We start from the raw sequence: 18,791 nt of genomic DNA, 5'->3' as shown, positions 1-18,791 counted from the left end.
GTGCGAGACCTCGGTCGTTCAAACTTCCCGAACGGAGGTCAAAACGTATCCTTCCTGCTTTATTGCGTCTGCTAAGGATATGTCGTCTATCCCGCTTTCCAATTTTGCCGACCCGGTTTTTAGATCGATCTCGATCTTTGCATTCCGATCCAGAGATTGCACCGCCGATTTGATCGCCGATACGCAGTGACCGCACGTCATTCCTTCTATTTTCAGTTCCCGCATTGGATGTTCCTCCTAGTCCGTATTTTAAGTGTAAAGGTTCCCATAATGGGAAGGTCAATACCTAGTTCCCGAAAAAAAGCGGATAAAAATCAAAAAGTTCGCATCCGATATATCCTCCGGTCGCGAGAATGTCCGCGGATCTTATATCCGAGAGGTCGAAGGAAGATGAATATCGGAGAATTGTCCAAACGAAGCGGCGTGAGTCCTAAACTCGTACGGCATTATGAATCCTTGGGATTGGTATCAAAGGCTTTACGGAATCGGTCCGGATACAGGATCTACGGCGAAAACGACGTCCATACTTTGAAGTTCATCAAGAGAGCCAGAAGTTTGGGTTTTTCTCTACCCGAGATCAAACAACTCCTGGGTTTGTGGAAGAATAAATCCAGGGCGAGTTCCCAAGTAAAAGCGCTGGCTTTAACTCATGTCCAAGAAATGGAGGAAAAGATCCTGGAACTGGAAAAGATGTGTTCCACGTTGAAGCATTTAGCGAAGCATTGTCACGGAGACCAGAGACCGGATTGTCCGATTTTGGATGAGCTGGAAGGAGAGCGAAAATAAGTCTCCGGTCCCGAGGGGATTTTAGGAGAGAGGTTTTTTGTCCTTATCGAAAAATTTCTTATGGATCAGGTCTTGGATCAAATCCTTGTCTTCGTCCGGAAGATTTACGAAGATGATATTCGCTTTTTTTCCGGAAACTCGAATCACTTCCGATTCCAATTCCATATTCTTTCCGTTAATCGCCGCGAATAAAACGATTCTGTCCCCTTCGAAAACGGAAGTCCTAGTCTCCATTCCGGCTCCGCCGGTACCAATATCCACGACATGGACGGGAAATTTTTGGGTTTTGCCTTTGACGCAAAACTCCCCTTCGATGGTGATTTTAACGCGGGCATTCTTTCTCTTTTGCTGAGAAGGATCCCGGTATTCGTATTTATCATCAAAAAGGGAATGAGTGCCCGCCATAGGACAATCATACGAACGTTCGAAAATCAGTCAAAGTGAAATTGAATTCTTCCTCAGGGCCTTCTTCGCAAGGTTGGCTGGGCTTATAAAACAAATCGACTTTTCCGTTTTCGACAACAAAAATCGTACGGGAAACGGAAGTTGCATCCCGGCGATGCATGCACGGAGATAAGGCTCCTTTTTCAGGAAGATGAGAGACTAAAAAGTTCTTAGTAAGAAGGACGAAATCTTTCGCGTTCGGATTCGTTTTCGGTCGGAACTCTTTTTCGAAGACCTCTCGCCTGGACACCTGTGCCTTCGGTCCTTGCGTAAAAGAACTTCCGTATACGGTAAAACTTTCGGTGTTTTCTTCGGTGGAAAAAACCTTTCCGTCCCAAATGTGGATTCTGGTTTTTTCCTTATCGATACAGAAAAGCTTGAACGGATAATAATTTTCCAGTTCGGAAACTTGCCAGGATTCCGGAGCACGTTCCTTTAACAGCACCGAGCGAACCAAAAGTCCCCGACTCACCGGATTTCTCAGAAGTTTTAAGGCCGCTTCGTAGTAGTTCAAAAGACAGACGATTTCCCCGTCCTGCGAGATTCCGATCCAGGTCCCCCCAGCATCTCCGTCTATGGGCGCGATCGCCTTCCCCGTCGGTGATTCCATGAGGCGGGGAGAAAGGGACGGTTTTCTTTTTACGGATTCGTCCCGATTGAAGCCCAAGCCGTAAAGATGATCGGTTCGATTTCTATATATTAAAGCTGTGCACATTCTATTTTCCTACACTTAGAAAGAAATCGATCCGTTGGTTCCGATCCGTTTCATAAGCTCCGTTTCCGTGAATGAGAGGTTCGGTTTCGCCGTAACCGCGAAATCTGTATCTTCCGAACTCGTAGTCTTTTCCGAAAAAAGACTGAAAGGTTTTCCTGGCTTTTTCCTCCGAAAGTTTGAGATTGTACTCGTCGTCCCCGAGATGAGAAGTGTGGTATTGGAGTTCCACTTTATAGCCGGGGAGTTTTCCCAAAAGGGATTTTAAAGCCGAGGGAACGGTCCACCAACGTGTCTCGTACAATCTTTCAGGAACGGAGATCCTGTATCCGTCCTTTTCCTTTACGACAAGGATTCCGGAGCTTACATTTCCTATTATTTCCTCTCCCTCCCGACCGAACATATCCTTATAACTCAGCACGACTTTGATCGGTGCTAGAGAACCGATTCTTCTTCCCTGTTCGTCTTTTCCCGACCAAACCAATCTAGGAGGAGGACTTCCCGTCCCCGTCCAGGTCCTTGCGACTCTTTCGGAGTCCCCGAAGGATTCCAAAATCGTAATTTTCCAACCGGAAAGAGGGAGTTCTTTGGACCGGATTCGGACTTCGAGAAAATCCTTACGCCAGTTACCGTCCGGAGTGAATCCGTTCGGGAAAACGTCCGAGGAAAATTTCGCACGATCTTCGGTTAATACGAATTTTTTGGGGAAACTGGAATATCTATCGTACCTACTAAATATCGTTATGCGAACGAAATATGTTCCGGAACTTAAGGGCCGACTTTCCTTATCCTTAGGTTCCCACGTCCATTCCGCCGGAGGTTCTCCCAAACCCTTTCCGACGTATATCTGTGATTCCGTTTCTCCTTTCCGTTTGAAGATTTCCCACTCGTAAGAGTCGGACTTGAGTTTGGAAGAAAGAAAGGAGGAAAATCTGATCCTACTTAGCGCGACCGACGAGTCCGTGGAATAGGATTCGGTATCGGCGTTTATATCGGCTCCGACGGATTCGGTTTGAAGGGAAATGTTTTCCTGCTTGGATACGCTTTCATTACCCGCAGGATCCCGCGCGATCAACCGATAACTGTACAATCCCGGAGCGAGATTCTTTCCGTTGGAGTCCGTTCCGTCCCAGCTTAACACGGACGGCAGATCCTTGGTTCTCCAAGTATAGGATTTGACCAACTTGCCGTGATAGTCCAAGAATTCTCCCGTAAACAGATCCGCCGAGTCTCCGCTTCCTTTTTGCTGGATTTGGATGCGGGCATGATTTCTGTCTTCGAAAAGTAAAAGGCGATTCCTGATTCCGGTTTCCGCCTTGGGGGGATGGGAATCCAGATAGATCGTCGCTTCCTCGGAGAGGATTTTTTCCTGGTTTGCGGTTAATAACAGTAATTGATAAGTGTAATACCCGTCAGGTACGATATTCCCGTTTTCGTCCTCTCCGTTCCATTCCAGAACTTCCGGGATGGAGACTTCTTCCGGTGCGAATTCGTTTTCATCCCAAAACAGGGAGAAGTCCTTTTTCTTAAGTCTATTGGCCTCGTATTTTTTCACGGTTTCGCCCGAGGCGTTCCGTATGGTCAGTTCCCAGTCCTGTAGTTTGGGAAGAGTCGAGGAGCGGATCTTAAATTTCAAAAAATCTACGGAACCGTCCCAATTCGGAGAGAAAGTAGTCGTCTCGGTGCCGATCAAAGAATTGGCTTTCAGACCGGAAAAAGTCAAAACGAAACTTAAAACTAGAAAGATTCGGATCATTCCGACGGACATGCTCCAAAAAAAAACTAGTCCCGAAAAATTGCACCGGTTTTTCGGAACGCTCTCTTCGGGGTCGCATTATGAAAGAGGGTGCGAGAGGTTCTTAGTCTTCGTTTTTCTTTTTTCTTTCTCCGGAGAGGGACCCTAAGTGAACGCCGCTTTCCGGGATTTCGTTCTCTTCCGTATATTTTTTCAGCGCATATGTGACCGAAGCGAAAGCGAGTTCCTCCCAGGGAATTTCGTTCGGGAAAAACAACCGAACTTCTTCGGATTCGGGACTGACGTCGAATTTACCGTCCGTCAATTCCGCGAGAAAAAACATATAGACTTGGCTAATGTGGGGAATGCTATAAACCGTATGAAGCCTTAGGATACGGATCTGTGCGTTTGCTTCCTCCAAGGTTTCCCTTGAGGCACCTTCTTCCACCGTTTCACGATTTTCCAAAAAGCCCGCGGGTAAGGTCCAATATCCTTTTCGAGGTTCGATGGCCCGTTTGCACAAAAGGATTTTTCCTTCCCATATCGGTATGCTTCCGACGATCACCTTGGGATTTTGATAATGTATGGTTCCGCAGTTTTCGCAAACGTAACGGTGCAGGCTATCGCCTTCGGGGATGCGATAGGAAACCTGGGAACCGCACGTACTGCAGAATTTCATGTTCTCGAAAACCTTCTCCAAGCTAGGACCGCTTCGACCAGCAACCATACCGCCAAGAGGATCAGAGTTCCTCCTACTCCGGCCAATAGGTAGCTCGGGGATTTGTCAAAGAGGAACTCGCGGAAATTCACGATCATTGCCCAAAGAGTAGCGGAGAGCACGAACACCATCGGGAGAAAGGAAATCCAGGTCTTTCGTTTGGAATAAAGTAGATAAATCGTAACCACTAACAACGCTAATCCTGCCAGAAGTTGGTTCGTGGTCCCGAACAGTTTCCAAAGGGCCAATCCGGCCGCCTTCTTTTTTCCGCCTTGCTCGATTTCCAGAAACGCGAAAAACGCGATCGCTAAACAGGCGATGGTGCTAGAAACATAACGGTTTCCTAATATTCTCTTCACCGAATCGATTCCTATGCTGTCCGCGATTTCCTCCACGTTGTATCTGAGGAGTCGTGTAGCGGAATCGAGGGAAGTCAGTGCGAAGCTGACCACGATGAGAGCGATGAATCCTTGGGCAAAGCCGCTATCGAATCCCAATTGGGAGATGAATCTTCCCGTTCCATAGATATAAGCTCCGACTTGAGGAGCCAAACCTTGGATCCCCGCCCAGGATTTGTAAAACGAAGTCCATTCCGTGGCGGAAGAGAATCCGATCGTACAGGCGACTACGGACGTGAGTCCCAATAGGGATTCTCCGATCATTCCGCCGTAACCGATGGGTCTCGCGTCCACTTCCCTGTTCAATTGTTTGGCGGTAGTTCCGGAACTGACCAGCGCGTGAAAACCGGAAACGGCTCCGCAAGCGATCGTGATGAAAACGAAAGGAACCATATCGAGTCCGATGGGTTCCGAACGGACCGCTTCCGCGTTGAAATTCGAAAATTCGCCGAAGATACTTCCCTTAAAGAAGCCGAGATAAATCGCGGCGATTCCGATGTACAAAAGAAAGGAATTGATGTAGTCCCTGCTTTGCAAGAGCAACCAGATCGGAGTGACGGATGCAAGAAACGCATAGAGTAAGAGAAGAATTTTCCAGGTAGGAATCCCGGGAGAACGGTCCGGATCGCTGAGTCCCGTCCAAGACAGAACCGATTCGTTCATTCCCAGAACCATGATCCCCAGCGTTAAGATCACGGAAAGAACGGTCAATGGGGCCAGCTTAGCCCCTTTTTTAAAATGCAACCAACCTACGATAAGGGCTAAAACCATCAAGCCGACCGTTGGAATCACCGCTTCGGGAAAATTACTCCTGAGTTGGATGGACGATGAGGAAGGAGTTTCTATCTTCACTTCGCTAGGATGGGAATGAAGTTCCGGTTTCGTTTTCTCCTCAACGGAGATTTGAGGAGTTGGTGGAACAGTGGGCTGGATTTTTTTTCCGGCAGAAAACATTTCGGCGAGAACGATCACGAAAACTCCCATCGCGAGCGCGACTAAAAAGAAAATGATCGCGTGAAACAGGCTTCTTGCTCTCGGACCTAAAAGGTCTTGAGCGACCTGTCCGATGGATTTTCCCTGGTTTCTCACAGAAACGACCAGCGCGCCAAAGTCGTGAACACATCCGATAAAAATCGCTCCGAAAACAACCCAGAGCATGGCAGGGAGCCATCCCCAAATCACCGCGACGGCCGGTCCTAGAATCGGAGCGAGTCCTGCGATGGACGCATAATGGTGTCCGAATAGAATCGCAGGTTTCGTGGGCAAATAATCCACGCCGTCGTTGAATTTGTGGGCGGGGGTATCGCCTTCCGTGTCTTTGAGCTGAAAAACGGACCTAGAAAGATAACCGGAGTAGATTTTATATCCTAAAAAATATACAAGGAAGCATCCGAAGACGGTCAAAAGGGGGAGCATGGGGGAAAGTTCTTCGTTTCCCCGGCCCCGATCAAACCTTTTTTGGCGGGAAAAGGGTTGGACATTCGGACCGTAAAAGGCAAGGTCTAATTTAGGGATCCAAGGTGACCACGAAAAGTTTCGATCAAGTAAAGTCCTCCATAGAGGATATCCTATTTGAAATCCAATCCGCCAGTACGGATTGCGAATGGTATATTTCCGCGGACAAATTGATCGAAATTTTGGGAATCCGAAGGGAAGACTATTACAAAATCCTATATAGTCTGAGGGGCGACTCCGCGTATTCCACCAAGGGCGCTCAAGGTTTTCGGGAATCTAGGGCGGATGTTTTGGTTCTTCTCTTGGGAAAGATTCTGAAGATAGAAGGATTGGAACACGAGTTTGCCCGGGCCGGGGTTTATTTCGACGATACGTACCTGGACGAACTGCGGAGCCATTTGAAGGAAATCGTGCTGAGCAAACTTGAAAAGCACGAATTGGACAAGGAACTGCTTCTGCTACTGATCTCTTCCACAAAACGTTTCGAAGACGCGTTCGACTCCTATTTTGACGACAAATTCGATTTGAGTCGTTTGGTGGATAACGGGATCGCGGAATTTCTGGAAAGAAAGTCCATTCCCTCCGATTACGGCGCCGATACCTTTCTGAGGAAATACTTCTACCAGGTTTTGAACACCAAAGTCTTTCCTCTTCGGGAAATCACTTCCGAGTACAGAGACAGAGCCTATTATGAAATCTTCGGGCGTTTCCGTAAGGACGAACAGAAAAAGAAGAAAGCAAAATCCCAGTTCCGAAGACAGAGAACTAACATTTTCGGCGAGGACGAAGAAACCCGTCAGCATCGGGAGTTTCTAGGCTTACCCGAGGATTACGACGACGGGGATCTGCGGAAGAAATATAAGGAATTGATCAAGAAATACCATCCCGACGTAAACAAAAACGGTCTGGAGATGACGCAGAAGATCGTAGCTTCCTATAATTATCTCGTAATGAAAGGACGGGCCTAGAAATTCACCGTACTTTTTCTTTTGTCCCGCGCGAAGTCAAGGCGCCTGACTCTTTTTGGGCAATTTGGACCATTGCTCGTCCGCTTTTTTGATATTCCCCGGGATGTCGCGGCTCCAGAATCCGTTCACTTTTTCGTTATAATTCAGATAGAGTTTTCCGTTTACGATCTTCCACGCATTCGGATCGATCTCGTAGGTTTCTCCGTCGCGCATCGCATACGCACAGTATCCTCCGTACTGGGGAGCATAGTTCTCCGGATTTTTTCGGAAAGCGTCCAGATTCTTACGGGAAGAAAATTTCCATTGTGCTCCGTTCCAGGAAGTTTGGAACTTCTCTTCTCCGGCCACGGGCTTGTTTTCCGTAAAATACGATACCGGATCGTATCCCTTGATTGCGGTTCGACCGTCCGCTTTGTAGACCGGATCGGCCACCTGCACGGAACCGCAGCAGGATAGGAGGAGAAGAAAAGGAAAAAGAAAATACGACTTGTTCATGTAACCGATTTCGTCCGAAATCGAAAAAGGTTACAGCCGGAGAAAAGTTTCCCCTTCTTCGACGAATGGAAGAGAGAATGCAAGGTCGTTTGGAAAAATCGGGATCCCGACAAACAAAGAAACCGGACATAGGCGTGGGTTTGCGTTCGGAGCATTATCCGTATTTGAGGCAAAATAAACCGGAAAAGATCTCCTGGTTCGAGGCCATTACGGAGAATTATATGGACTCCGAAGGAAAACCGTTGGCGATGCTGGAAAATCTGAGAAAGGATTTTCCGGTGGCCTTGCATGGAGTCTCCTTATCCTTGTTAGGTGAAGAATTTCCAAACGAAAGATATATGGAACGATGGAAGTCTTTGGTCCGTAGGATCGATCCGATGATCGTGTCCGACCATCTTTGCTGGACGGACCAGGGCGGCAGGTATCTGCACGATCTGCTTCCGTTTCCGTTTACGGAAGAATTTCAGAAACTCGCGATAGAACGGATCGGAAAGGTGCAGGATTTTCTAGGAAGAAAGATCCTGATCGAAAACGTATCCACCTATCTTCGATTTCGATCCGACAGGATGAGCGAGTGGGAATTTCTTTCCGGGGTGCTCCAGTCGTCCGGTTGCGGTTTACTTTTGGACTTGAATAACGTTTACGTAAATTCGTTTAATCACGGTTTTTCCGCCTCGGAATTCCTAAACGGAATCCGTTGGGAGAGCGTGGAGCAGATCCATATCGCCGGATTTACGGATGCGGACGGATTCCTGTTCGATACTCATTCCAATCCGGTCGCGGCTCCCGTTTGGGATCTGTTCCGATTCGCTCTTCCTAGGATTTCGAACGTACCGATTCTTCTGGAATGGGATGCGGACATTCCTCCTTTTCAGACGGTCGAGGAGGAAGCGATGAAAGCGGCATCCATTTTCGCGGAGGCGAAAGAATGAACTGGACCTTCGATTTTAGACGGAACTTCGCCTTATCCCTGCTGTCCGGAAGATGGACTAAAGAGTCGGATTCGGAGATTCTCCCGGCCGGAACCCTGGACTCCTTTTCCGCCTTGAACGTCTACTCGATAGGATACGACGCCAGATTGACCGAGGCATTAGGGGAGACCTATGAAACCGTTTGGAGAGTTTTGGGCGACGAAACTTTCTTCGAGGCTTGCCGGGAATTTATAAAGAGGAACGACTCCAAGTCGTATAATCTTTCCGATTATGGGAAGGAATTTCCCTCGTTTTTGGACGCGTCCTTTTCCGAAATTCCCTTTTTACGCGAACTCGCCGAGTTTGAACGTATCGTTGCTTTTCTATTCCATCTTCCTCCCGTTTTTGCCGTGGACCTTACGGAAAAAATACTCGGAAAAAGGCCCGAGGATCTGCGATTCGTATTTTCGGAATCCTGCATTTTTTTACGGAACGAGTTCTCCGTCAGCGAACTTTGGAAAAATAGAAACCGGGAATTCCAGGACTTGTCGAACGTGAAGGAAAAGGAATACCTTCTCCTGGGTAAGAAAGGGGAGGAGCTTAAGATCGAAAGCTTGAAGGAATCGGAATGGATATTAGGAAGGAAATTGAAGGAGGGAAAAACCCTCCTGGAAGCGTTGAACGAATCGGAATTTCTTCCGTCGGATCCGGGCTTCGTGTCCGTATTCGTTTCCAAACTCGTCCAAGGAGGATTTATTCAAGATATTAGGATTTTTTAAAGGTTCCTTTTTGGGCATTGCATTCCTTCTGGGAAACGGAAAGCCAGCCTTTTCCCTTACAGGAATTCTTGCCGGCACAAGAGTGACCTTTTCCGCCACAGTCGCCTTTTCCTTTGCACGAATTGACTCCGTGGCATTCTCCCGTCGGTTCCGTACCGGCTTTATTTTTTTCTTCCGCGATGGCTCCGCTGCTGAGTAGTCCGGTAAGAGCGGCTCCGATCAATAACTGTTTCGTAATTTCGTTCATTTTCAGTCTCCGTGTGGATGCGTTGGACCGGACGGTTTATGGCACTTCCGATCAACCTTCAGTTCGTAGGTTCGAAGAAATGGTTACAAAGAGCGGATTTATTTCAGCAAGAAAAAGGAGAAGTGGGTAAAAAGGAGAAAAAAATCCGACGAAACGCCCTCAAGGTCGTTTCGTCGGATTCGGGATTCGTTTCCGATTATTCCGGAATCGCTTCCCCTTCGATACGGATGGAAACTTCCTCTCCGACCAGCACTCCGCCGGTTTCGAGGGTTTTATTCCAAGTCAGACCAAAATCTTTGCGGTTGATTTTGGTTTCCGCTTCGAAAGCAAGGTGAGTGTTTCCCCAAGGGTCTTTTGCGGATCCGCCGTATTTCACTTCCAAAACGACCGGTTTCGTGACTCCTTTGATGGTCAATTCTCCGGAGACTTTCGCGACTCCTCCTTTCTTAACGGTAGCTTTCGCCGCTTTGAAAGTAATGGTTCCGAATTCGCCGGCGTCGAAAAAGTCTTTGCCTTTCAGGTGCTTGTCGCGGTCGGCATCATTCGTAGAAATGGATCCGGTTTGGATCGTAACATCCAATGCGGAAAGTGCGTTGGTTTTTTCGTCGAACGCGAATTTGCCGGAGAACTCCTTAAAGGTTCCCGGTACATTGGAGATCGCGAGGTGTTTTACCTTAAAGCCAACGGAAGTGTGGGCTGAGTCCAATTTATAATTCGCAGCTTGTAAGCTCCCTATGGCCAAAACGGCTAGGAGCAGGGAGAGGGTGGTATATTTTTTGCTCATTCGATTCACCTGAGTCATAGTGTTGATTTGGATAGTTCAACTTGTAATAGTTTAAACTACAAGTATTTTTCCAAAAATTCTCCCGGAGAAACGAATTTATTTTTTTCCTTTTCGGGAAGATAGGCCGGTTCGGAATCCTTGATTCCGGTTTTTGGTGGATGAGGAAAGATCCAAGCCGCATATTGTTTCCGGGTTCTTTCGTTTTCCGCACATTACCGAAAGAACGGAGGTTTTAGTGGATCAGGACTCGGACCGCAAACGCGAACTTCTTTCTTTTTTTCTGTTCTCCGTTTGTTATGCGACTTTACTTTCCTTCCTGAAACCGTGGGAAGGTTTCTTTTCCGATCCTTTACTGAAGATTCACGAGGCGGTCTCTTTGGTTTCCTCCGGATTCCGCTCGGAGACTCTCACGTATCCGGGGCGTTCGTTGGACGAGGACTTAGACTTTTTCCTGTGGAAGGAAAAATTCGTATATCGGACTCGAGACGGTGTGGGAGGGGTTTTTCCCGTCTTCCTTTCGGTACTATATTCCCCTTTTGCGATTCTGAAGGCGTATTTCCTTCTTCCTTTTTTCGGAATGATTTTCCATCTGGGGTCCGCTTGGATTTTGAGAAGGTCCTGGAATTTAAGTTGGTTTTGGATCGTATTCGCCTTTTTCGGAACTTTCGTTTTCCTAATGGGTCCGGAGGCTTCCGAACATCCCATCCTCCTTTTTCTTTCCCTCCTAGGTTTTACCGGACTTTTTCGGGAAGGAAATGCGGAACGGATTTTGGGAGGCGTCGCCGTAGGCTTGGCGGTATGGCTGCGCCTGGAAGCTCTCCCGTTTTTCGGGTCCATATGGTTAGCGGGAGCTTTGATCCATCGCAAGGACTGGATTCGCCGGTCTTTCTCCTTTTCATTCTCCTTTTCGATTATTTCCATAATATTGCTTATTTTTAATGTTATGGATTATGGACATATTTTCGGCCCTCGGTTCTCGGAAAATTTCGGAGGGGTAGCGGAGGACACGATAGGTTCGCGGGTTTGGGACATTCTCGTAGGTTCCTATCGGATGCCGGGTTATTTTTTGTATTTGCCGATTTCCGTCGTACTCTTTTGGAAAGCGTTCCGTCTATCGAAAGGCTGGGACGATTCCCTCCGAATCCTGCTTTTTGCCGTGCCTATCTTTCTGCCGTTAGTCGCCTTTTCCTCTCCGAATAACGGAATTTCGAATTGGGGTCCGAGATATTTGGGCCTTTCTCTCTTTCCCTTAACGATCCTTTTGCAAAGGGTTTGGGAACAATGCGGATGGAAGATCGTGAAGGTGAAGGGATTTGCGAACGGGTTCGCTTCGTTGCTGTTACTCTATTCCTTCGGGATCACGCTTGCGGGAGCTCTAGTATATAAGACTAGTTTGATACAAATCCGAGAAACAAGATCCGTTTGGTTCGGGCAGAGGGCGGAAGTGCTGATTTTTTCCGATCCGGTTCTTTGCAATTCCATCGGTACGGAGTATTTTCGAAAGACGGTTTTTTGCGCCTCAAATCAGATTTCGGAGGATCGGATCGAATCCCTTTTAAAAGGCATATCAGCAAAGTTTGCCGGAAAGAGGCTGGGTTTTGTAGGTTATGGAGACGACGCCTACGTTATGGTTTCGAAAAAAAAAGAAGAGGTCGCCGCCTCGGATACGAAACTCAAGAAATATCTGAATTCAGTTTTATCCGGAAGAGAAAAGAGGGATTTTTGGATCCGGTCTTTTCGTTCCAGATTCAAAGACGAAATCGTGAAGACCAAAAAGGCTTGGGAATACCGCGAATATGAAATTCAGTGATCCGGGCCGCGTCCCGATTTCGCTTATCCGAAAAGATTGTATCGAATGATGCAATAGATGGCTCGGAATCCGTCTTTCCAGCCGATCTTTTTTCCTTCGGCGTAGGTTCGGCCGTAATAGGAAATCCCGACTTCATAGATACGGATGCCGGGGATCTTCGCGATTTTAGCCGTGATTTCCGGCTCGAAGCCGAAACGGTCCTCTTTGATTCGGATTCCTTGGATGATTTCCCTACGGAATGCCTTGTAACAGGTTTCCATATCCGTGAGATTGATGTTCGTAAACATATTGGAAAGAGTGGTCAACAATAGATTTCCCAGTCTGTGCCAGTAATATACGACGCGATGGGGGTGGTTTCCCATGAATCTGCTTCCGAATACCACGTCCGCCTTGCCTTTATAAATCGGATCCACTACCGTCGGAATTTCGAAGGGATCGTACTCCAGATCGGCGTCCTGCACGATCACGATATCTCCGGTGGCGGCCTGGAATCCCGTCCTAAGCGCGGCCCCTTTTCCTTGGTTTTTTTCGTGGAGAACCAAACGGTCGTATAGCTTTTTGAACGCCGGGGTCCGGAGCAATTCGCGGGTACCGTCCGTGGAAAAGTCGTCGACAACGATGATTTCCTTGGCCTTGAACGGGACCTTCCGGACCGTCTCCAGAATGTTTTTTATGGTCTGTTTTTCGTTATAACAGGGAATGACGATGGATAGTTTCATTTTGAATCCAAGCCGACCAGTTCATTCATTCGAAAATCCCGAATGATGTTTTCGACCCGGACTATTATTTTTTCCAATGCGATACCGAAAAGTACATTCTTGTAGGTCTCGGCCGCTTTCGGAAATTCCCGGTCCGAGATCTGAACGGTCATCCTATCGCTTACCCGATTCTTTTCGATGCATTCCTGGATGTTCCGAATCAGTTTTGCGAGGGAAAGACAGACTTCTTTCAGAATATTCTGCGAGTCCCTTTCCATGACGGACTGGTTCCCGTTCGCATCCAACAAGGCTTTGATATGCTCGGCGATTCTGAGAGAGGGCATTCCTCTTCTAGAGATTCCGATTCTTTCGATGACTGAAAGAGAATCCTGAAAGGAGGAATACTCTGGAGTTCCACGGAAGATGTAGACCAAGACGGGATATTCGGTCTCGGTAAAACTAATCATTGCTCCGTAGAAATAACGCATCTCCGTTCTGGCCAGAGGATGAAAATCGGCTCTAGGGTATTTGGATAATTTCTCTTCTTGCTCGTCCAAAATCCGATTCAAGGTCTCCCCTTTGGCGGCGTTCTTTCTTTCCACGAGTTCCCGGTGTTTTGCCTTGACCTTCTCCAAAAAAGACACTTCGTCTTGCAGGAATTTTTCCAGATTTCCCTTGTGCTTTAAGGTTTGAATGTACCTATCTTCGAAACCTTTGTTGTCGAAAAGTTTCGGACTTTGCTGGGCCCCCTCCCGGTATTCGGAGCGGATCTTTTCCACGATTTTTTTAAGTTCTTCGTCTGTCAGAGGCATGTTGGAAGGTTCTACCCTTCATGATCGACCCATTTTTGCAAGGATATAAGCGTCGCGCCTATATCCTCCGAACAATATAATAAAGCACTGCGAGCGTCTTTGAACATCTGTTGTTGATTGTAGGCGATTTGCTTCAGGTGGTTCTCGTTTTTGGTATTCAGTACGTTTAAGGTGTCCAGAACCATTTTCTTCAATTTTTTGGAGAGAGAAAGCAGCATTTCCTGCATTTCCCATCGGATGACCAGTTGTAGCTTGTCGAAGTCGTTCGTTTTTGACTGCAATATCTGTTTTTTAGAGGACTCGTATTTTGCGGTATAGTACGTGATCGATCTGGGAAAAGAAGTCAATTCCTTGTGATAGTTCAGTATCTTGTCCAATTTTTGGAAAAATTCCAGGTCGTACTCTCTGTTCAGATTTCCTACGATATTCTTATTCTCGGACGGATCTCCTGTCGCTTCGAAGATTTTGGAACTCCGAATATTGTTCAGAACGGATTCGATTCTTTCTTTGATCCGCTGGAATTCGGACAATTTCCCCTCTATGAAACCTGCTTCCCTGTTGTAATTTCTATCATCCGGATCTATAAAAGAAGGGGTTTCATCCGGCTTGTTTTCGATCTGACTTTCCGTAATATTTAAATCGACTTTCGAGAGATCGAATCGGTCCAGATTTGCCGGAGTTATTTTAGGGGCCGGTTCGGGAGAATCGGTTTTAGTGGGAACGGGGCCGGATCCGGGTTCGGAGATAGCCTTTTCGGAGTTTGCGGCGGGAATTTGTTCTTCCTTAGCGCCTTTTTCCGCAAGTGACTCCACCCATTCCGGACTTTTGTCTTTGGTGTTCTTTAATAGAGCGGAGAGTTTTCCTAAATCTAAAGGAGTTCCTTTACCCGGCTGCTTTGCGCGGGGTTTCTGGTAAGGGAGGGCATCCGAGGCTTTTTGGAGAGCGATCCTTACGAGCTCGGCCTTACGACTTTCCTTATTAAAACGGACGGCATATCTGTTTCCGAAACGATCTATGTATTTGATCCCGAGCTGGGACACGGAGAGCTTGTTCGGATCGATTTCTCCGATGGAATTGACAACTATGTACTGAGACTCTTGCCTGGAAATCATTGTCGTTTCGCTCTCTTTTACAATTGAGTGTATCTGACGAAAGGAAGAGAAATAAAAAAACGGAACCTTTTCATTTGATTCCTTTTTTGAATTTTTTGATCCGCCTTTTACTGGGAATCGTCGGGAAAAAATTTTTTTCCGAAACTGTATTTCTGGGAAGGTCTACCGAAAATTCCTGCCTGGAAAAGATCCGACTATGTCTCTTATCCGGTGGGAAAAGAATCTTAAAAAAACCGAATTGACACATAGGGGAGGTACGAAAATCTGGACAGCATCCCTTGATAGGAAGGTTCCATCCTTGGCGAATATAAAATCTTCAGAAAAAGATATCCGTAGGACGAAGCGCAGAAATGCCGCGAATTCCCAAAATCGGAACCGCCTTAGGACCCAAGCCAAAAAGATCCTGAAGGCGATCCATGACGGTGAAAAAGAGTCGCTGAAAGGTCTTTACAGCGAATATGCTTCCCTTCTGGATAAAGCAGCCAATACCAACCTCATCCACTCTAAAAACGCGGATCGTAAAAAGAGTAGGATGGCACTGCGCATTCATCGCCAAGCAGCAGGCGCATAAAAACCGTTTTCATAACGGGCGATTAGCTCAGCTGGGAGAGCGCCTCCCTTACAAGGAGGATGTCGGCAGTTCGATCCTGTCATCGCCCATGTCATTTTTCTATTTCAAGAGATTCATCCCGGAACCATGGCTTTAGATCCACGATCCCCGGTTTTCCAACACCCCGATCTCATGGTTTCCGTCTCCGGAATCCGGGGAATTATCCCCACGGGGTTCAGTTCCGACGTCATTTATGATGCTTTGCGCGCCTTCGGTTCCTGGCTACGCGGAAATACGGTAGTCATTGGCCGGGATTCCCGCCCGAGCGGTCAGTTTCTGGAAAACATAGCCATCGGGGTTATGCAGGGACTGGGCAAAAACGTGATCCTATTGGGTGTAGTCCCGACCCCTTCCGTGAAAGCGGTCGTAAACCAGACCGGCGCAGCAGGCGGGATCATGATTTCCGCTTCCCACAATCCTATCATATGGAATGCGTTTAAATTCATAGGCCCGCGGGGGTTTTTTACCGGAGCCAAGGATCTGGAAGAGATCTTGGAGATCGTAAAGAACCAGAGCTATAAACCCTTTCAGTTCAAACCCGGTTCGAAATTGGAATCGGGAAGCGATAAGATCCAAGCTCATATCGATGCGGTTCTTTCCAGGGTAAATGTCTCCGCGATCAAAAAAAGGAAATTCTCCGTATTTTTAGATGCCGTCAACGGGGGAGGGAGCTTCGTTTTACCTGAATTGTTAAAACAATTGGGTTGTAAAGTGATCCCGCTGCATTGTTCTCCCGACGGAACGTTTCCACGTCCTCCGGAACCGACGCCGGATGCTTTGCGTCAATCTTCTCGAATGATGAAACAATCGGGAGCGTCTGTAGGGTTTGCTTTGGATCCGGATGCGGATCGTTTGGTTCTGCTCACTCCGAAAAAGGGCGCGATTTCCGAGGAATATACCCTTCCTTTGAGTTTTCTTTCGTATCTTCAAACGAATCGACCGCCCAAAAAAGCTTCTCTGACCGTGAACCTGTCGACCAGCTTTATCAACGAATGGGTGGCGTCCTCTGCCGGAATTCCGACTTACCGTTCCAAGGTGGGGGAAGCGAACGTTGTGTCCGAAATGATACAGCGTAAATCCGTTTTCGGAGGAGAAGGGAACGGAGGTGTCATTGATCCGACGATTCCTTCCTTCGGTCGGGATTCACTTTCCGGGGTGGCACACGTATTGAATCTGCTTGCCCTAAAGGGAGAAGGCATTGATTCTGTACTGAACGGTCTTCCCGCCATATTTATGCGCAAAATCGCATATAAAATCGGCGGTAAAAAAACGGAGGAGATCTATTCGCAATTCCGGAGCGCGTTCCCCGAACATGGGGAGGATGTCCGTGACGGTCTGCGTCTGGCTAACGAGGACTCTTGGATCCATATTCGTCCCTCGAATACGGAACCGATTCTAAGAGTTATCGCCGAAGCAAGGACTAAAAAAGATCTTTCCGCTTTGATCGATATTGCGGGAAAGATCATGGAGAATTCATAGATATGTGTGGAATCGTAGGATACGCCGGTGATAAAAACGTGGAGTCCGTGTTAATCGTAGGGCTCATCAGCTTGGAATACCGGGGGTACGATTCCGCAGGAATAGCGGTACTGGATAAGGGCGAAATCCAGGTCCGGAAGCAAAAGGGCAAAATCAAGGATTTGGAAGGTTTCCTAAAGGAGCATCCGGTCCGCGGTAATGTCGGGATAGGTCATACCCGATGGGCCACTCACGGTGAACCAAGTCAAATCAACGCTCATCCTCACACCGATTCCAAAGGAACCGTCGCGGTCGTGCACAACGGAATTATAGAAAACTATGCGGAACTGAAGCAGGAACTGAAACAACAGGGACATGTCTTCCATAGCATGACGGATACGGAAGTGATTCCCAATCTTTTAGCCGAAAGTCGCAAACAGGGAAAATCCAACCGGGAAGCGTTTTTAAGTCTTTTCAAGAAAGTGCACGGGAAATGGGCTATTTCCGCGGTTTTCGATAACGAGCCGGATCGGGTCTATTTTGCGCAAGACGGAGCGCCTTTGTTGCTGGGTCGGGGAAAGGACGAATTTTACCTGGCTTCGGACGTTTCACCGCTGACCCGAAACTGTCAGGAAGTGTATTATATCAATTCGGAAGAATGGGGATACTTTACAAGAAATGAATGTAAGGTATTCGGTTTCGACGGATCCGAAAAACAGATCGAGTTCAAAAAGCAGGAAGTCAAATTCGAGGACGTGGACAAAGGCGGATATTCTCATTTCATGATCAAGGAGATCCATGAACAACCCGGAATTTTCCGTAGAATCATCCAATCCAGAATGACGGAATCGGGAGATATCCAATTTCCCGAAACCGGAATTTCTAGGGACGTGCTTTCCAGGGTGAATCGGATCATCATCCAGGCCGCGGGCACGAGTTATTATGCCGGGATGCTCGGAAAGCATTACCTCGAAAATTTCGCCAAGATCCAGACGGATACCGAGACCTCCTCCGAATTCCGATATAGGAATCCCGTCGTCGAGGGAGATACCTTGATCATAGGAATCTCGCAATCCGGAGAAACCGCGGATACTTTAGCTTCCATTTTGGAGGCGAAGGCAAAGTTCATCAAAGTGGTTTCTTTGGTGAACAACGTGAATTCCACCATCGCAAGGGAATCGGATTCCTATATCCGAACGGACGCCGGGCCCGAGATCGGCGTGGCGAGCACCAAGGCATTTACCGCTCAGGTGATCAATTTGCTTCTATTTTCATTGTATGTAGCCAGGCTGAAATGGATCATTTCCGACGAAGAACTGCGTATCTTGTTGGACGAGATCCGCATGCTTCCCGCAAAGATGGAACGTATTCTGGCGCAAGCTCCTCTTTTGGAAACGTGGGCAGCGGATTTTACGAAAACGAAGGATTTCGTATTCTTAGGAAGGACGTACAACCATCCCGTCGCTTTAGAAGGCGCGTTGAAATTGAAAGAGGTTTCTTACATTCACGCCTCCGGATATGCGGGAGGGGAGTTCAAGCACGGGCCGATCGCACTGATTACGAACGAGGTTCCCGTGGTTTGCCTTGCGACTAAGTCCGAAATCTATTCCAAGATGCTTTCCAATATTCAGGAAATCAAGGCTCGGAACGGGATCATCATTTCGATCGTAACGGAAGGGGACAAGGAAGCGAAGGAGCTCTCCGATTATTGTTTCGAGGTTCCGGACTGCCCCGAGGTTTTAAGTCCTATTTTGAACGTTCTCCCTCTCCAGTTGTTGGCCTATTATTCCGCCGTAGCGAGAGGTTGTCCTCCTGACCAACCGCGAAACCTTGCCAAATCCGTCACAGTGGAGTAGTCG

General features: G+C 47.6%; 20 protein-coding genes and 1 tRNA gene. 9 read left to right on the top strand and 12 right to left on the bottom strand.

Annotated features, from left to right (window positions below; all coding sequences use genetic code 11):
* Positions 1–18 precede the first annotated feature (18 nt).
* Complete coding sequence (locus EHO61_RS10495; protein WP_135813554.1) at positions 19–225, bottom strand: heavy-metal-associated domain-containing protein; 207 nt, start codon at positions 223–225, stop codon at positions 19–21.
* 165 nt (positions 226–390) lie between these two features.
* On the opposite strand from EHO61_RS10495, the gene cueR reads away from it, so the two are divergent.
* Positions 391–786 carry a Cu(I)-responsive transcriptional regulator gene (gene cueR, locus EHO61_RS10490; protein WP_135813553.1) on the top strand — a complete coding sequence of 132 codons (396 nt, stop codon included), beginning with the start codon at positions 391–393 and terminating at the stop codon, positions 784–786.
* Positions 787–807: 21 nt separating this feature from the next.
* Here cueR and EHO61_RS10485 read toward each other — a convergent pair whose 3' ends face one another.
* The 5 genes from EHO61_RS10485 to EHO61_RS10465 form a co-directional block, all read right to left on the bottom strand.
* Positions 808–1,191, bottom strand: a complete 384-nt coding sequence (locus EHO61_RS10485) for a PilZ domain-containing protein (RefSeq protein ID WP_135813552.1) — start codon at positions 1,189–1,191, stop codon at positions 808–810.
* A gap of 7 nt (positions 1,192–1,198) precedes the next feature.
* The gene (locus EHO61_RS10480; protein ID WP_135813551.1) at positions 1,199–1,945 is read right to left on the bottom strand and encodes an NRDE family protein; all 747 of its coding nucleotides are present in this window, start codon (positions 1,943–1,945) and stop codon (positions 1,199–1,201) included.
* 1 nt (position 1,946) lies between these two features.
* Positions 1,947–3,698, bottom strand: a complete 1,752-nt coding sequence (gene lsa66 / locus EHO61_RS10475; protein ID WP_135813550.1) for a fibronectin-binding adhesin Lsa66 — start codon at positions 3,696–3,698, stop codon at positions 1,947–1,949.
* A 103-nt stretch (positions 3,699–3,801) separates the two neighbouring features.
* The gene (locus EHO61_RS10470) at positions 3,802–4,356 is read right to left on the bottom strand and encodes an NUDIX hydrolase (protein WP_135813549.1); all 555 of its coding nucleotides are present in this window, start codon (positions 4,354–4,356) and stop codon (positions 3,802–3,804) included.
* The gene (locus EHO61_RS10465; RefSeq protein ID WP_135813548.1) at positions 4,353–6,209 is read right to left on the bottom strand and encodes a carbon starvation CstA family protein; all 1,857 of its coding nucleotides are present in this window, start codon (positions 6,207–6,209) and stop codon (positions 4,353–4,355) included. Before EHO61_RS10465 ends, EHO61_RS10470 begins: the two co-directional genes overlap by 4 nt.
* 104 nt (positions 6,210–6,313) lie before the next feature.
* Here EHO61_RS10465 and EHO61_RS10460 point away from each other — a divergent pair, with 104 nt between their 5' ends.
* On the top strand, positions 6,314–7,216 hold the full coding sequence (locus tag EHO61_RS10460; protein WP_135813547.1) for a J domain-containing protein: 903 nt from the start codon (positions 6,314–6,316) through the stop codon (positions 7,214–7,216).
* Between the two features lie 36 nt (positions 7,217–7,252).
* Here EHO61_RS10460 and EHO61_RS10455 read toward each other — a convergent pair whose 3' ends face one another.
* A complete protein-coding gene (locus tag EHO61_RS10455) occupies positions 7,253–7,711 on the bottom strand; it encodes a YHS domain-containing (seleno)protein (RefSeq protein WP_135813546.1) in 459 nt (152 codons plus the stop codon).
* A 77-nt stretch (positions 7,712–7,788) separates the two neighbouring features.
* Between EHO61_RS10455 and bufB the strand changes: the two genes are divergently transcribed.
* Positions 7,789–8,643: an MNIO family bufferin maturase gene (gene bufB, locus EHO61_RS10450; protein WP_135813545.1), complete on the top strand. Its 855-nt coding sequence runs from the start codon at positions 7,789–7,791 to the stop codon at positions 8,641–8,643.
* On the top strand, positions 8,640–9,401 hold the full coding sequence (locus tag EHO61_RS10445) for an HvfC/BufC N-terminal domain-containing protein (protein ID WP_167884854.1): 762 nt from the start codon (positions 8,640–8,642) through the stop codon (positions 9,399–9,401). The genes bufB and EHO61_RS10445 overlap by 4 nt, the downstream gene beginning before the upstream one ends.
* Here the strand turns inward: EHO61_RS10445 and bufA2 are convergent.
* A complete protein-coding gene (bufA2, locus tag EHO61_RS10440) occupies positions 9,388–9,648 on the bottom strand; it encodes a BufA2 family periplasmic bufferin-type metallophore (RefSeq protein WP_135813543.1) in 261 nt (86 codons plus the stop codon). The genes EHO61_RS10445 and bufA2 overlap by 14 nt on opposite strands.
* A 196-nt stretch (positions 9,649–9,844) precedes the next feature.
* Positions 9,845–10,432, bottom strand: coding sequence for a YceI family protein (locus EHO61_RS10435; protein WP_135813542.1), 588 nt, complete (start codon positions 10,430–10,432; stop codon positions 9,845–9,847).
* 235 nt (positions 10,433–10,667) lie between these two features.
* Between EHO61_RS10435 and EHO61_RS10430 the strand changes: the two genes are divergently transcribed.
* Entirely contained in the window at positions 10,668–12,242 is a 1,575-nt protein-coding gene (locus EHO61_RS10430; RefSeq protein ID WP_135813541.1) for an LA_3751/LA_3752 family putative glycosyltransferase, read from the top strand.
* Positions 12,243–12,265: 23 nt separating this feature from the next.
* Here EHO61_RS10430 and EHO61_RS10425 read toward each other — a convergent pair whose 3' ends face one another.
* From EHO61_RS10425 to EHO61_RS10415, 3 genes are read right to left on the bottom strand one after another with little or no spacing between them, the layout of a single operon-like run.
* The gene (locus EHO61_RS10425; RefSeq protein ID WP_135766711.1) at positions 12,266–12,961 is read right to left on the bottom strand and encodes a glycosyltransferase family 2 protein; all 696 of its coding nucleotides are present in this window, start codon (positions 12,959–12,961) and stop codon (positions 12,266–12,268) included.
* Positions 12,958–13,752 (bottom strand): hypothetical protein, encoded by a 795-nt coding sequence (locus tag EHO61_RS10420; RefSeq protein ID WP_135813540.1) that lies wholly within the window; start codon positions 13,750–13,752, stop codon positions 12,958–12,960. Before EHO61_RS10420 ends, EHO61_RS10425 begins: the two co-directional genes overlap by 4 nt.
* Before the next feature lie 11 nt (positions 13,753–13,763).
* Complete coding sequence (locus EHO61_RS10415; protein ID WP_135813539.1) at positions 13,764–14,864, bottom strand: LIC_10450 family protein; 1,101 nt, start codon at positions 14,862–14,864, stop codon at positions 13,764–13,766.
* 298 nt (positions 14,865–15,162) lie between these two features.
* On the opposite strand from EHO61_RS10415, the gene rpsT reads away from it, so the two are divergent.
* The 4 genes from rpsT to glmS all read left to right on the top strand — a co-directional run bounded on the left by rpsT (position 15,163) and on the right by glmS (position 18,788).
* Positions 15,163–15,435, top strand: coding sequence for a 30S ribosomal protein S20 (gene rpsT / locus EHO61_RS10410; protein WP_135813538.1), 273 nt, complete (start codon positions 15,163–15,165; stop codon positions 15,433–15,435).
* A gap of 16 nt (positions 15,436–15,451) precedes the next feature.
* Positions 15,452–15,524: transfer RNA gene (locus tag EHO61_RS10405), tRNA-Val, on the top strand.
* Positions 15,525–15,561: 37 nt separating this feature from the next.
* Positions 15,562–16,953, top strand: a complete 1,392-nt coding sequence (gene glmM / locus EHO61_RS10400) for a phosphoglucosamine mutase (RefSeq protein ID WP_135813537.1) — start codon at positions 15,562–15,564, stop codon at positions 16,951–16,953.
* Positions 16,954–16,955: 2 nt separating this feature from the next.
* Entirely contained in the window at positions 16,956–18,788 is a 1,833-nt protein-coding gene (glmS, locus tag EHO61_RS10395; protein ID WP_135813536.1) for a glutamine--fructose-6-phosphate transaminase (isomerizing), read from the top strand.
* Positions 18,789–18,791 lie beyond the last annotated feature (3 nt).

The organism is Leptospira fluminis, from assembly GCF_004771275.1.
GTDB lineage: Bacteria > Spirochaetota > Leptospiria > Leptospirales > Leptospiraceae > Leptospira_B > Leptospira_B fluminis.
This window is presented reverse-complemented; position numbering and strand designations above follow the sequence as displayed.

Excerpts from the sequence above, each read along its gene's own strand:
- EHO61_RS10480 (WP_135813551.1), bottom strand. The coding sequence starts at position 1,945 with ATGTGCACAGCTTTAATATATAGAAATCGAACCGATCATCTTTACGGC.
- bufA2 (WP_135813543.1), bottom strand. The coding sequence starts at position 9,648 with ATGAACGAAATTACGAAACAGTTATTGATCGGAGCCGCTCTTACCGGA.
- EHO61_RS10435 (WP_135813542.1), bottom strand. The coding sequence starts at position 10,432 with ATGAGCAAAAAATATACCACCCTCTCCCTGCTCCTAGCCGTTTTGGCC.
- EHO61_RS10455 (WP_135813546.1), bottom strand. The coding sequence starts at position 7,711 with ATGAACAAGTCGTATTTTCTTTTTCCTTTTCTTCTCCTCCTATCCTGC.
- EHO61_RS10465 (WP_135813548.1), bottom strand. The coding sequence starts at position 6,209 with ATGCTCCCCCTTTTGACCGTCTTCGGATGCTTCCTTGTATATTTTTTA.
- cueR (WP_135813553.1), top strand. The coding sequence starts at position 391 with ATGAATATCGGAGAATTGTCCAAACGAAGCGGCGTGAGTCCTAAACTC.
- EHO61_RS10485 (WP_135813552.1), bottom strand. The coding sequence starts at position 1,191 with ATGGCGGGCACTCATTCCCTTTTTGATGATAAATACGAATACCGGGAT.
- glmS (WP_135813536.1), top strand. The coding sequence starts at position 16,956 with ATGTGTGGAATCGTAGGATACGCCGGTGATAAAAACGTGGAGTCCGTG.
- EHO61_RS10445 (WP_167884854.1), top strand. The coding sequence starts at position 8,640 with ATGAACTGGACCTTCGATTTTAGACGGAACTTCGCCTTATCCCTGCTG.
- EHO61_RS10495 (WP_135813554.1), bottom strand. The coding sequence starts at position 225 with ATGCGGGAACTGAAAATAGAAGGAATGACGTGCGGTCACTGCGTATCG.
- bufB (WP_135813545.1), top strand. The coding sequence starts at position 7,789 with ATGCAAGGTCGTTTGGAAAAATCGGGATCCCGACAAACAAAGAAACCG.
- glmM (WP_135813537.1), top strand. The coding sequence starts at position 15,562 with ATGGCTTTAGATCCACGATCCCCGGTTTTCCAACACCCCGATCTCATG.
- EHO61_RS10470 (WP_135813549.1), bottom strand. The coding sequence starts at position 4,356 with ATGAAATTCTGCAGTACGTGCGGTTCCCAGGTTTCCTATCGCATCCCC.
- EHO61_RS10420 (WP_135813540.1), bottom strand. The coding sequence starts at position 13,752 with ATGCCTCTGACAGACGAAGAACTTAAAAAAATCGTGGAAAAGATCCGC.
- lsa66 (WP_135813550.1), bottom strand. The coding sequence starts at position 3,698 with ATGATCCGAATCTTTCTAGTTTTAAGTTTCGTTTTGACTTTTTCCGGT.
- EHO61_RS10425 (WP_135766711.1), bottom strand. The coding sequence starts at position 12,961 with ATGAAACTATCCATCGTCATTCCCTGTTATAACGAAAAACAGACCATA.
- EHO61_RS10415 (WP_135813539.1), bottom strand. The coding sequence starts at position 14,864 with ATGATTTCCAGGCAAGAGTCTCAGTACATAGTTGTCAATTCCATCGGA.